The 13,495-nt window shown below is 65.4% G+C and carries 8 protein-coding genes and 1 pseudogene; 2 read left to right on the top strand and 7 right to left on the bottom strand.

The window, feature by feature from the left end:
- Nucleotides 1–268: 268 nt before the first annotated feature.
- Entirely contained in the window at nt 269–1,972 is a 1,704-nt protein-coding gene (locus IPK66_07085; GenBank protein ID MBK8175022.1) for a hypothetical protein, read from the bottom strand.
- A 397-nt stretch (nt 1,973–2,369) separates the two neighbouring features.
- Between IPK66_07085 and IPK66_07090 the strand changes: the two genes are divergently transcribed.
- Together IPK66_07090 and IPK66_07095 are read left to right on the top strand one after the other, a co-directional pair.
- Nucleotides 2,370–3,038 carry a hypothetical protein gene (locus IPK66_07090; protein MBK8175023.1) on the top strand — a complete coding sequence of 223 codons (669 nt, stop codon included), beginning with the start codon at nt 2,370–2,372 and terminating at the stop codon, nt 3,036–3,038.
- Between the two features lie 139 nt (nt 3,039–3,177).
- On the top strand, nt 3,178–5,775 hold the full coding sequence (locus tag IPK66_07095) for a glycosyltransferase (GenBank protein ID MBK8175024.1): 2,598 nt from the start codon (nt 3,178–3,180) through the stop codon (nt 5,773–5,775).
- Between the two features lie 240 nt (nt 5,776–6,015).
- Here IPK66_07095 and IPK66_07100 read toward each other — a convergent pair whose 3' ends face one another.
- The 6 genes and pseudogenes from IPK66_07100 to amrB form a co-directional block, all read right to left on the bottom strand.
- Nucleotides 6,016–7,452, bottom strand: a complete 1,437-nt coding sequence (locus tag IPK66_07100) for an FAD-binding oxidoreductase (protein ID MBK8175025.1) — start codon at nt 7,450–7,452, stop codon at nt 6,016–6,018.
- Nucleotides 7,453–7,518: 66 nt separating this feature from the next.
- The gene (locus IPK66_07105; GenBank protein MBK8175026.1) at nt 7,519–8,718 is read right to left on the bottom strand and encodes a threonylcarbamoyl-AMP synthase; all 1,200 of its coding nucleotides are present in this window, start codon (nt 8,716–8,718) and stop codon (nt 7,519–7,521) included.
- Nucleotides 8,604–9,389, bottom strand: a pseudogene (cysQ, locus tag IPK66_07110) (3'(2'),5'-bisphosphate nucleotidase CysQ). The gene IPK66_07105 and the pseudogene cysQ overlap by 115 nt, the downstream one beginning before the upstream one ends.
- 23 nt (nt 9,390–9,412) lie before the next feature.
- Nucleotides 9,413–11,773 (bottom strand): xanthine dehydrogenase family protein molybdopterin-binding subunit, encoded by a 2,361-nt coding sequence (locus tag IPK66_07115; protein MBK8175027.1) that lies wholly within the window; start codon nt 11,771–11,773, stop codon nt 9,413–9,415.
- 111 nt (nt 11,774–11,884) lie between these two features.
- Nucleotides 11,885–12,460 (bottom strand): AmmeMemoRadiSam system protein A, encoded by a 576-nt coding sequence (amrA, locus tag IPK66_07120; GenBank protein MBK8175028.1) that lies wholly within the window; start codon nt 12,458–12,460, stop codon nt 11,885–11,887.
- A gap of 66 nt (nt 12,461–12,526) precedes the next feature.
- Complete coding sequence (gene amrB, locus IPK66_07125; protein MBK8175029.1) at nt 12,527–13,351, bottom strand: AmmeMemoRadiSam system protein B; 825 nt, start codon at nt 13,349–13,351, stop codon at nt 12,527–12,529.
- Between the last annotated feature and the right edge of the window lie 144 nt (nt 13,352–13,495).

A 13,495-nucleotide genomic window follows, 5' to 3' on the forward strand; every position in this document is an offset into this window, starting at 1 on the left:
CTGCGGGTCGCGCCGGACCGATCATGCGTTATCGACACAACTGGTGTGCTGGGTGCGCCGGGTCTCGGCGAAGTGCGGCGTTTCGTGCCGATGTTCGGACAGCATCACCCTGACAAACGACTGGCTGCCCGCCTCGCGATGCGATTCTTCATTTTACATACTTATTTGAGACGGCGTTTCGTATTGCGTCTCAGCCCTCAATGATGGGTTTGGGCGATGATCATCTCGGCGTCGATCAACTCGGCGGTGGGCAATCGTGCGGGAGGCATCAGCGGCTCGTTTGCATAAAGTCCGACTCCGCGTTCGCGCCGCGCCACTCGTTTGAGACGAGGCAGACAAAGTCCGCTCCGCGCGCAAGATACCACTCGGCGCTGTCCTCGCCGGCAATGCCTCGAACCAGCAGACGGCAGCCGCTGTTGCTGGTCATCGCCACAAACGTTCCCGAGCGATGCACCATTGCCGCAAACGCCTCGAACGATCGACCGGCGCCGGTGCCGCGCGTGTGGGCACGGTCCGCCTGGATGGAAATGAGCGAAAGACGGAAGCGGTTGAGATCGACGAATTGATGCTTGACGTTCCGCGCGCGCAAGATGCGGTGAGCCGAAAACGGCGCAAGGCATGACAGCAATTCCTGCAGACGGAGTTGGCCGACGTTCGGTGTCAGGCCGTAGACCTCGAATATGATGCGATTGCGCACCGATTCGTCGATGCTGCGGCATAAGGTCATGAAAGGATGCAGGAATTTTCGCTCGTTCAACGTCGAGTAGCTGACCGGAACGATAATTGCGGGTGCCCGCCCGGAGCATTGGGCCTGATAGATGTGCTTGGTGACAAGCCCGAGCAGCACGGCATCAAGGTCGAAGATCAACTTCAGATCTTCGTCCGTCGGCTCGTGGTCCGATAGCCACGGCAGGTGGCCACCGCCGATGCGCGCATCCATCAGGCCGGTGGACTGGAGGTTGCGCGTCATCACCGGCGTCAACTGCAGGCAGGCCGCCGAGAGATATTCGCTGATCTGGGCGGCGACAGCGCGCCGTTGAGCGGCTCGTGCTTCGTCGAGTTGCTTGATGATTGTGCCGAGGACGTCGACCTCACCGGAGACCGCCTCGGCAATTTCGACGGTTTCGGTTTGCGCGACGATGTTGAATACGTCGTTTTTCGTGCCAACCAGCCGGTCACGAATTTCCCGACTGATCAATTCGGACTTGATGCGTGCCGCGGCGCAATCGAGGCCGCCAAAGCAGACGAGGAAGGCATCTCCGGTTGTTTCTGTGAACATATCATTATCGTCGAGACGCTTTTTCAGCACCGACACCGCGACCGCCTTTGCGCGCTCGGCGGCGGATGGCCATTTGGGGCCGAGGGCGGCCTTCACCTCTTCGAGGCCAATGAGTTCGATCCGACCGGCGGTCAGGCGGATGGGCGCGGGTTTACTCTTCAGTCGGTTGCGCATCGCCGCATTGAAGGCCGGCGGGCAGGCGGCATGGTTCGCCACGCGCGTCGCCGGCATTGTGCTGTCGACCTTGAGCGCTGAGAGTACGCCGACCTTGAACACCATGCCGGGGTTCAGAGTGACCGTCGACAAGGACAGGTCGGCCACGTAGCAGGCGTCGTCGACGCCGCGAAAGCGAACAGGCGTGCGAGGTTCGCCGGCGGCGGTTGAAAGTCCCTCGAAAAACACCGCCTCGGCGGTGAGCCCCGGCAATATCGCCTCGTCGATGCCGAGCATGCTGAGGAAAGAGCTACTGGCTGCGGTGAACTGGCCGACGTCGTCAAGAACGAACACCATCTCGTCGACCCCGCAGAGCGCATCCGCCAGTGTCTCGGCGCGCGAGGTACTCGATCTTTGCATTGGCGCAACCTCGTCCTCCGGTCCGGAGTCGACGAGCGAGCCGCCGTCGGGGCGTGCCTCGGAGCGGTTCGTCGGTTCCGTCGCGGTTGCTTGGGAGCGGATAAGTGAAAACAGGTTCATCGGCGATCCAGATCCAAGTGTCATGCGCGTTGGCGGCGTTCCCGGCGAACGCCCGTTCAAACGGCGCAACGCCGTGTTCGTCAAACGGCGCACCGCCGTGTTCGTCAGACGGCGCGACGCCGTGTTCGAATGCACGAGCCGCCGATGGCGATGACACTCTTATTGTCGGCATGTGCGGTTAACATTGCGTTAGACTTCGATGGCGCAGGATGCGTCGCCGCGGCTGCCGCCGGCACGGCTCGTCGGCGCGGCCCGCCGACGGTGATGTTCTGGTGAAGAACCGCCGGGCGGATCGGCGCGTTCGACGAGGCATTGACCTGTGCGGCGATTGCATTACGTTTCGCCTTGCGATACACACGCTCGATTCTTGGCGAGATTCACGACTAACGGGTTGATTATGAACGCACTGCGTGTCGGAATGGCGACAGTGGCAATGCTGATATGTGCAGGATTCAGCGGCGATGGAGGATCGATCGCATTCGCCCAGTATCCGTCGACGAGTCTCGACCGGGATGCAAAGGGCACGAATTCCGATCGCGAAGGAAAAGTCAAAGAACGCACGCCGCCGCCACGGCCGATCATTCCACCAGAAGGCCAACAGGAAAATCCGGCATTGCGCGAGGAATGCAGTTGGCTGGGTCAGCGCATCGTCAGCCTGTTATTTCGCGACGACGCAATGACGGCGAATGATTTCATTCCTTTTTATCTCCGTTTCGGCTGTCCCGAGGCTCATCTCAGTAAGGCGTTCGGCTGCGTCGCCAACATCGGCATGGCGGAGAACGACGCTCTTGCCGACCTCGTTGCCGCCTGCTGGACTGATCCCAACCGCCGCCCAGCGCCCTTGACGGCCAAGAAAGGCAACGGGGAGGCCGTCAATAAGCAGCCGGAGACCGTCCCGGGGCGGCCCGCCGAACCAGCCGACAAACCGGCTGGAGCGGCGGAAAAACCGGCCGAGAAACCGGCTGGAGCGCCTGAGAAACCGGCCGAACCGGCGGCAAAGCCGGCCGGCAGTGGTGTCGCGCCTGCTGATCCGTCGGCGAAGACCCCGGAGACTGGCGCCAAGTGACCCAAGATAGGAAAGACGTCGCCTTAAACGTGACACAAAGTCAACCTACCTTATGGGCAAGCGACAATGTGTGTCGCAGTGGATAGGGTTTCGACTTCTCGTCACCGCCACACTCACCCCCAACATATCGGTTCATCCAATGCGGATCGTACTGACTGCGGTGGCTGTCGCAGCGGCCATTCAAGCTGCGGCCTGGTATTATACCGACCGGTCGGCAACGCCGGCCGATCTCGACAGCGCAATCGACTACGTCTCCTATAGCCCGTACCTGCAAGGCGAAGACCCGCGCACGCACCGGCAGATCATCCCGGCGGAGCAGATCAAGCAGGACCTGAGCGTCATTGCTGACGTCGCCCAAGGCGTGCGCACCTATTCGACCATCGACGGCATCGATCAGGTACCGGCAATCGCCGGCAAGCTCGGCCTCAACGTTTCACTGGGCGCCTGGATCGGCGATACGCCGGAACGCGACAAGGCCGAGGTCGAGACAGCGGTTCAACTGACGAAGCAGAACCGCAACGTCCGCTCGCTGCTGGTCGGCAACGAGGTCCTGCTGCGCGGCGAACGCACGCCGGACGAGCTGATCGCCCTGATCAACAAGGCGAAGAAGCAGGTCCGTGTGCCGGTCTCAACCGGTGAAATCTGGTACGAATGGATGCAGCACCCGAAGCTGGTCAGCGCGGTGGACTTCCTCGCCGTGCACATCCTGCCGTATTGGGAAGGGGTCGCTCCCGACAAGGCGGTCAGCTATACGCTCGAGAAGATCGACCTTCTGCGCAAGACCTATCCTGGCAAGCGCATCGTCGTCGCCGAGTTCGGCTGGCCGAGCCAGGGCTATAACCGCCTCGATGCGGTTCCGGGACGCCTGATCCAGGCGGAAGTCATCCGTGATTTCATCGCCGAGGCCGAACGCCAGGGCATCGAATACAACATCGTCGAAGCGTTCGACCAAACCTGGAAGGTGAACGAAGGGAGCGTCGGCGCCTATTGGGGTCTGTTCGATGCCGATCGGGTGGCAAAGTTCCCGCTGACGGGTCTTGTCCAAACCCACGACGTACCCTGGAAGGCCGCCGCTGGCCTTGCCATCGGCCTGCTTCTGACTGCGGGTGGTCTGAGCTTCCGCCGTCCGAGCTTCGGTCACGCACTGGCTTTTGCCCTGTGCGCCAATGCGCTCGCCTTCGGTATTGCCGCGGCGCTCGCCTATCCGTTCTCCCACTACATGACCTTCGGTATCGGCGTGATGTGGGGCGTCGGTGTTCTCATGCTGATCCCGCTGACGGTGATCACGCTTGCCAAGGTCCACGAACTCGCCGAGGTCCTGTTCGGTCCCGGACCGCGCCGATTGATCGGCGCCGGGGAACGCCCGGTGCTGAACGGCCCGGCGCCCATGGTGTCAATCCATATCCCGGCCTATCGCGAGCCGGCGGACATGGTCGTCGAGACCCTGAACAGTCTCGCCGCGCTCGACTACCCGAACTATGAAGTCGTCGTTATCGTCAACAATACCCCCGAGGCGCACTACTCGGCGCCGGTGGCCGCGCGCTGTCGCGAACTGGGCGAACGGTTCAAGTTCCTCAACATCACCTGTACCGGCTTCAAGGCCGGTGCGCTCAACGTCGCCTTGCAGCACACTGCGGACGATGCGGCGATCATCGCCGTCCTCGATGCTGACTACGTCGTCGAGCCGGACTGGCTCACCGATCTCGTGCCGTATTTCAACGATGCCAAGGTCGGCCTCGTGCAAGCGCCGCAGGATCACCGCGACGGCGCCCATACCCCGCTGAAGGCGGCGATGAACAGCGAATACGCCGGATTCTTCGATATCGGCATGGTCCAGCGTAACGAGGATGACGCGATCATCACCCACGGCACGATGTGCATGGTCCGCCGCTCGGCGCTGAACGAGGTCGGCGACTGGGGCACGGATACCATCTGCGAAGACACCGAACTCGGACTTCGCCTGTTCGAGGCCGGATATCAGGCGCTCTACACCAACCATCGCTATGGTCGTGGCCTGCTTCCGGACACGTTCACGGCGTTCAAGACGCAGCGGTTCCGCTGGGCCTACGGCGCCATGCAGATCATCCGCAAGCACTGGATGCACATGCTTCCGGGCGCGCGCACGCTCACCCCGGCGCAGAAGTTCCACTTCGTTACCGGCTGGTCGCTCTGGCTTGCCGATGCGCTGGGTACGCTCGCCTCGATCCTCAACCTGATCTGGGTGCCGGTGATCGTGTTCGTCGGCGTCGTCATCCCCACGATCGCCTTTACTGTCCCGGTGCTTGCGGCCTTTGTCGTCAATTTGCTGCATTGCGTCTTGTTATATGCTAAACGGGTAAGGTCCCCGATGAAGCACGTGCCGGGGGCGGCAGTGGCGGCGATGAGTCTGCAGTTTACCGTGGCGCGGGCCGTTCTGGTCGGGATGATCCGCGATCGCTTGCCGTTCAAGCGGACGGACAAAGGCGGCAACGCCAAGCGCGGCGCTGAAAACCCGGCGTTATGGGAATTGGTCCTGGGCGGTCTTCTTGTCGCTTCGGCGATCGTGCTGATTGTCTTGAACACGACGCAGATTACCGAAATGACAGTATTCGCGTCGACGCTTTTGGTGCAGAGTATTCCTTTCCTCGCTGCGGGAGTCATGGTTGCTCTTGAGCGATACCAGAGCCGCAGAATGGTGGTGCGCCGGCCGGCAGTCGCATTGTCCGGCATGGCGGTGGAGGCACAGACAGAGTCTTAAGAATGCCCGGGAAGCGGCGGCGATCCGTCCACCCCCCCAGCTATGGGTCGCATGCTTAATCCTTGGGTGCCGGGCCGCGTCGCTAACCCCCCGCGATGCGGCCCGGCGTTCCTCCCGGGCCGCCCGTATCCCGCAACCTTGTCTATCCCAATACCGATCCGTCCGCCCGGCCCAAGGTCGAAACGGACGGATCGACGTTGCGTTATGGTTCTGCGCAGGCCCGCCGTCGTGGCGAGCGCCTTAGGGTGCCAGGATCTTGCCGGGATTCATGATGCCGCATGGATCGAACGCGGCCTTCACCTTGCGCATCAGTTCCATCTCTTCCGACGACTTGTAGCGAAGCAAGGTCTCGCGCTTGAGCTCGCCGATGCCATGCTCGGCGGAGAAGCTGCCGCCCAGTTCGGCGGCGATGTCGGACACGATGCGTTCCAGTCGGTCCCACGCGCTGAGGAAGGCCGCCCGCTCGGCGCCGATCGGCTGGCTGAGATTAAAGTGAATGTTGCCGTCGCCAAGGTGTCCGAACGGAACCGGGCGAATCCCCGGCATCGCCTGTTCCACCGCGTGGCTCGCCCGCGCGATGAACTCGGCAACCCGTGAGAGGGGCACGGAGATGTCGTTCTTGATGCTGCCGCCTTCCGGCTTCTGGGCTTCCGGGATGCTCTCGCGCAGCCGCCACAATTCGCTGGCCTGGCCTTCGTTCTGCGCCACGACGGCATCGACGACGATGCCGCCTTCGTACGCCTCGGCGAGCGCGTCTTCGATGGTCTCGCGCAGCGGATCGTTTCGCCGGGGGCTGGTCAACTTCAGCAGGACATAGTACGGGGCCGGCTCGCCGAGCGGATCAGCGCAGCCGGGGATGTGGCGGAGGCAAAAATCGATGGCGATGCGCGCCATCAGCTCGAAGGCGCTGAGCGCATCGCCGGCCACGTCGTTGAGCCGGGCGAACAGCTCGACCGCCGCGTCGACCGACGGCACGGCAACGAGAGCCGTCTCGCTCGTCTTCGGCTTGGCGAACAACTTGAGCACGGCGGCGGTAATGAGTCCGAGCGTTCCTTCGGCGCCGAGGAAGAGCTGCTTCAGGTCGTAGCCGGTGTTGTTCTTGCGCAGGCCGGTCAGCCCGTGCCAGATCCGCCCGTCGGCCAGCACGACCTCGAGGCCGAGGACCAGGTCGCGGGCGTTGCCGTAGCGCAGGACGTTCATGCCACCGGCATTGGTGGCGAGGTTGCCGCCGATGCGGCAGCTTCCCTCGGCGCCGAGGCTGAGCGGGAACAGCGCGCCCGCGGCATCGGCCGCGGCCTGCACCTCGGCGAGGATGGCCCCGGCCTCGACGGTCATCGTCCGGTTGACGGCGTCGATCGCGCGGATACGGTTCAGGCGGGCGGTCGAAACGACGATGCCGCCGCGTGGCACGCCGCCACCGACGAGCCCGGTATTGCCGCCGTGGGGGACAATCGGAACGCGCGCCTCGGCGCACAGGCGGACGACCGCCGCCGCCTCGATCACGGTGGCCGGGCGGACGACCGCGGCGCACGTGCCGTGAAACAGGCCACGCTCCTCGGTCAGGTAGGGCTCGATCGCCTCGCTGCCCTCGATCCAGCCGCGCTCGCCGACGAGCGTGCGGATTTCCTTCAACAAGTGCGGCGATGGCTGGGTGAAGGGCTCGCTGGTTGTCTCCATCATGTTCGACATGAACCGCTCTCGTCCTCGCTGCAATCGCCGTATGGCGATCCCACGGTGGTTCCGTCAGGCATCAAAGGCCTGATCCGGCAGGATGCAGGGCGCGGCCGGTCCGCGATCGTCGTTGCCCTCGTCCAGGACGTCGGCAGGCGCTGCCGCGCGGCGCAGGCGGTCGGCGATGGCGATGCCGAGGCCCTGTGCCGGAACCGGCGCGACAGCGATCGCAGCAAAGCCGGGGGCCCGGTCGAGGGCGCGCAACATGGCAAAGAGATTGGAGGCGGCTTCGACGACGTCACCCGAGGGGCTGAGATTGAGTGCCGCATCGCGAAAACCGGGACCGAAGCCGAGGAGCGCTTCCCCGGGGCGTGCGTCGGATGCGTCAAGGCGCAACGGCCGGTGCGGGGCGTAGTGGCGGCGCAGCATGCCCGGCGCTCGCACCGGCGCGTCGCTTCCGGCGAGCGCGATCGGTCCCGCCAGCGCCTGCACCTCTTCGCGCGCAATGCCGCCCGGCCGCAGCAGCACCGGCGTTGCGCCGCTGAGGTCGAGAATGGTGGACTCGATGCCGATCCGGCAGGCGCCGCCATCGAGCACGCAGCCGACGGCGTTCCTCAGTTCGGGTTCGACGTCCGCCGCCATCGTCGGGCTGATCCCGCCCGAGATGTTGGCGGACGGCGCGGCGATCGGCCGCTCGCAGGCGTCGAGAAGCGAGCGCGCGGTGGCGTTGTCCGGAGCGCGCACGGCGACGGTATCAAGCCCGGCCGAGACCAGCAGGGACAGACCGCAATCCGATCGCCGCGGCAGCACCAGGGTCAGGGGACCGGGCCACAGGCGCTCTGCCAGGCGACGGGCGCGCGGATCAAAGACGGCGATCCGCTCGGCAGCATCGAGCCCGGTGACGTGGACAATGAGCGGGTTGAACTGCGGCCGCCTTTTTGCCGCGAAGATCTGGGCGACGGCCTCTTCGCTGGTCGCGTCCGCGCCCAGACCATAGACGGTTTCCGTCGGAAAGACGACGAGGCGGCCGGCGCGAAGAAGCCCCGCCGCCGCGGCGATGGTGGCCGGCGAGGCTTTTCGGATCCAGGCGTCGGCGCCGTTGATCGCGGCTGCGGCGGGGACGCCGTCGATCACGGCTGCGGCGGGGCGCCGCGGACGACGAAGTGCGGGTTGTCGAACCCTGGCTTGCCGTAGGTCAGCTCCTTGCCCTGCATGTCGGTGACCGAGCCGCCGGCGGCGAGCACGACGGCGTGGCCTGCCGCAGTATCCCATTCCATCGTCCGCCCGGTGCGTGGGTAGAGGTCGGCGCGTCCGCAGGCAACGAGGCAGAACTTGATCGAGCTGCCCGAGGAAATCGACTCCGCAAGATCGTACTGGGCGAGGAACGCCTCCAGCTCGGGATTGCGATGCGACTTGCTAGCGACGGCGACAAGGCCCGTTGCTGGCATCGGCCGGCAGGCGATCGGCCGCGCCGGTTCGCCGTCGATCGCCGCGAAGGCGCCGAGAGGACTGCCCCAGTACGTGGCGTTCTTCGCCGGCGCGTGGACGACGCCGAGGATCGGCCGGCCGTTCTCGATCAGGGCGATGTTGACGGTGAACTCGCCCTGACGCTTGACGAACTCCTTCGTGCCATCCAGGGGGTCGACCAGCCAGAACGGTGTGCCGTTGACGTCGGGCACGCGCCCCGCCGCGGCTTCTTCCTCGGCGACGATCGGATAGGCGTCGGTGACCTCCTGTCGCAGCGCGGCGAGAATCAGCGTCTCCGCCCGGCGGTCGGCCTCGGTCACCGGTGACGCGTCCCCCTTGGCTTCGACATCGAAGTCGGTGGTGTAGATTTCGAGGATTGCTGCGCCAGCGCGGAGCGTGATGTCGCGGACGCGTTCAACCATGTCGGCCTTGATCTCGAGGCTCACGGTGTTTGTCTCCTGCGGTGATCTGGCCATCGGTGATCCGGACGAAGTCCTGATCAGCACCTGGCATTGGCAATGGCGCGCCAGATTGTCTCGGGGGTGAGCGGCATGTCAACATGCCGAACACCAAGTTCCGAGAGCGCGTCGATCGCCGCGTTTACCACCGCGGCGCAGGCGCCGATGGTTCCCGCCTCGCCGGCACCCTTGATGCCCATGGGATTGGTTGTACACGGCACCTGATTGTAGCGGAAATCGATCGGCGGAATATCGTGGGCGCGTGGCAGCGCATAGTCGACGAACGAGCCGCTGAGCAACTGTCCGGTTTCGCGATCGAAGATGGCGCGCTCGAACAGCGCCTGGCCGATCCCCTGGGCGATGCCGCCGTGGACCTGGCCCGCCAGGAGGAGCGGGTTGACCACCCGGCCGAAGTCGTCGACGACGTGGTAGGTGACGACTTGCACACGTCCGGTATCGGGCTCGATCTCGACTTCGCAGACGTGCGTGCCGTTGGGGAAGGTCGAGGCGGCGAGTTCGAAGCGGCCGCTGGCCTGCAGGGCGGATTCGCCCTCAACCGCCGTCCGGTTTTCCGGCGCGTTGACCGCCGCCGTCAGCTCGAGTAGGCCAATGCCGCGTTCGCTTCCAAAGACGGTGAAGCGGCCGCCTGCGAAGACGATGGCGTCCTGCGTCGCCTGCAGCAGGCGCGCGGCGTGTTCCCGGCCGCGTTCGATGAGCGCCGCGCACGCGGCGCGAACCGCTGGTCCGCCGACGGGCAGGGAGCGCGAGCCGCTCGTGCCGTTGCCGAAGGGGATGCGTCCGGTATCGCCCTGGGTGACGCGTATGGCCTCGAACGGCACGCCGAGATCCTCGCAGATGATCTGGGCATACGCCGTCTGGTGCCCCTGGCCGGTCGACTGGGTGCCGATCAGAAGCTCGATCGTGCCATCGTCGCCGCAGCGCAACGTCGCTTCTTCGGCATCGAAACCGCAGATTTCGACGTAGGACGACAGCCCCCGTCCGCGCAGGTACCCGCGCGCCCGTGCCTCCTGCCGCCGGTTTTCGAATCCGTTCCAGTCGGCGGCTGCCAGCGCGTCGTCGAGGTTGCGGGCGAAATTGCCGGAATCGTAGGTCGGCCCGGCGGCGGTATGGTAGGGCATCTGCTCCGGTCGAATGAAGTTGCGGCGACGGATTTCGTCGACGGCGAGGCCCAAGGTGTGTGCCGCCGCGTCCATCAGCCGCTCGACGAGGTAGGCCGCTTCCGGCCGCCCGGCGCCGCGGTAGGCGTCAATCGGTACGGTGTTGGTGTAAACGCCGCGACAGGTGGCGAAGATCTGCCCGATCGCGTAGGACCCGGAGAGCATGCAGCCCGTCATCTGCGAGGGGATCGCCGGCGCGAACTCGTTCAGATAGGCCCCCATGTTGGCGAGCGTGTCGACTCGCAGCGCCTGCAGCGTGCCATCTTGCGTGAACGCGGCGACGATGTGGTTGCGTTGATCGCGACCGTGGGTGTCGCCCTGAAAGGCTTCCATCCGGTCGGCTATCCACCGGACCGGCCGGCCCAGCCGCGCCGCGGCCCACAACACCAGCGCTTCTTCCGGATAGTGAAAGATCTTGGTGCCGAACCCGCCACCGACGTCGGGCACGATCACCCGCAGTTTTTCTGCGGGAACCTTCAGCGTGTGCTGGCAGAGATGGTCGCGGATCTGGTGTGCGCCCTGGCTCGAGGTGATGAGCGTGTACGCGCCCGTGGCGGCGTCGAAAGCGCCGATTGCCGCGCGCGCTTCCATCGGGCAGGGGATCACCCGGTTGTTGACCAGCGTCAGCCGCACGACGTGCGCTGCGGCCGCGATCGTGGTGGTGACGGCGGCTTCGTCTCCCCGCGACCAGAAGAAGGCGAGGTTCCCGGGAGCGCCCGGCCAGATGTCGCCGGGCGCGGGCCCGGCGGTTGCGTCCTCGGCAATCGCGTCCTCGGCAATCGCGTCCTCGATCGTCGCGACCGCGCTCAGCGGTCGGTAGTCGATAAAGAGCGCCTCGGCGGCATTCAGCGCGTCGGCTCGCGTTTCGGCGATGATGAACGCCACCGGCTCGCCGACGAAGCGGACCCGCCCGGACGCGAGCAGCGGTCTTCCCGGCGACGGCATCGTCTCTCCAGCCTCGTTCCTTACGGTGACGGCGCACGGAATCTCACCCAGGCCGGCGGCGGCGAGGTCGTTCGCCGTGATCACGGCAAGCACCCCCGGCATGGCCAGTGCCGCTTCGGCATCGATCCCCGCGATCTCGGCATGCGCATGCATCGAGCGTAAAACGACGGCGTGCGCTTGGCCGGGCAGGCTGAAGTCGGCGGTATAGCGGCCGGTTCCGGTCAGAAAGCGCTGGTCTTCGCTGCGTGGGACCGGCTGGCTCAGTCCGAAGCGCCGCATGACCGGGTCTCCCTTGATTGCCCCCGGCGATTGCGCCGAAAAGGCGCATGACGCATCCCCGCGCCGAAGAGGCGGACAACACATTCTGGCGATAATAGCGGCAAGCGCGCGTCAGCTCCACACCGGCTGCGTCAGCGCATCGCTCGAGACACTGAGGGCGGAAAACCGCTGCGCACGGATGTCGTCGGACCAGTAGGTGGGCGAAAACCCGGCTTTCAGCTTGAGGTGTTCGAGAAAATCGCGCGGCTGGGAAAGCTGCTCCCAGACCTGAGGCAGGAAAACCGCGCGGCGCCCGTTACCGCTGATCACGATGCCATCGCGGCCGGGGCGGAGCTGCTCGAGTAGATTGTCCTCGCAGGTGAAATCGATCGTCTGGGGCGGGGTCAGCACCGATATGCCCAGACGCAGTGAAGTGCGCTCGGCAGCAGTGAGCGGCGGAAAGCGAGTGTCGGCGAACGCGGCGGAATAGGCGTTGATGCGTACGTCATCGCCGAGCGGGCGGACGGCTTCGATCGAGCCGACGCACCCGCGCAGGCGATCACCAGCGCGCAGGGTGACGAACGCCGCCCCGAAACGGCGCAGCGCCTCCGGCTGGTCCACCGCCGCAAGAGGGCTGCCATGGCGCAGGCCGTGCTCGATCGATGCTGCGGCGAGACGTATCAGCGCCTCGCCGTGACGGTCGAGCAGAGCGCGGCACGCGGCTTCGCCGGCGTCGTCATCCCACGCAGCTTCGCCGGCGATATCCACCGCGCGTTATCCGGGGGGGCCGGACGATGCGGCGGCGAACATCCATGCCCCGTAGCCGACGACGCGCTGCCGGTTTCCTGCGGTATCGCCGGAGTTGCGCAGGTCCAGTGTCGTCACCTTGAGATGACGACGGCGGGCGACGGCCAGGAGACCCGCGATCGGAACCCGACCGCACGCCCGCTCATAGTCGAGAGCGCCAGCGGATAGGGTCTCGATCAGCCGGCAGGTGCCGGCATCCACCCGCCGCGCGGTGGCATAGTCGAGGTAGTGACTGAGATCGGAACTGACGACGATGACGGTCTCGGGGCCACCCCATACTCGCTCGAGCACGGCTGCCACGTCCGCCACCGAGGCGTCGCCGGCGACCAGCGGGACTAAGGTGAACTGCGGCAGGATCGCCTGCAGGAAGGGGAGCTGGACCTCCAGCGAATGCTCTTCGGCGTGCGGCGCGTCCCAGGCATGTACGCAGTCCAGTGTCAGCACATCTTCGATCGCGGCCCGATCGAGTTCGATCCGGCCCAGTGGTGTTTCGAAGGCGTCGACGGTCGGCACCGCCAGACCTAGCAGCCGGACCCGATGGCATGGCCCGATGACAACGACGCGCCGGATGATCCCCGCGGCTGGCGCGAGGCGCGCATAGGCCGACGCGGCGACCGGCGCCGAATAGACATACCCGGCGTGCGGGGCGATAATCGCTTTGGGGACACCCGGATCGATCGGATCGACGCGTTGGCGCGCGTCGGTGAGAACGTCGCCAAGCACGGCGCTGAGAGCGCCAGCGTTCTCGGGGTAAAACATTCCTGCGACTGCGGCATGCCGGACGTTTGTCATTGGTCGCCCTCCCACACCATATCTATCTATTTGTCATTATAATTTAATCACGTGACGGCCGTAGCGCCAGTGTGGCGAGGCGTTTTGACGCCGTCGGCGGTTTGGTGACGTGGATGGCGAAGCGGCGGCGAGCTGTCCCTCGGA

The sequence above is a fragment of the Rhodospirillales bacterium genome, from assembly GCA_016712595.1.
Lineage (GTDB): Bacteria > Pseudomonadota > Alphaproteobacteria > Rhodospirillales > Defluviicoccaceae > Defluviicoccus.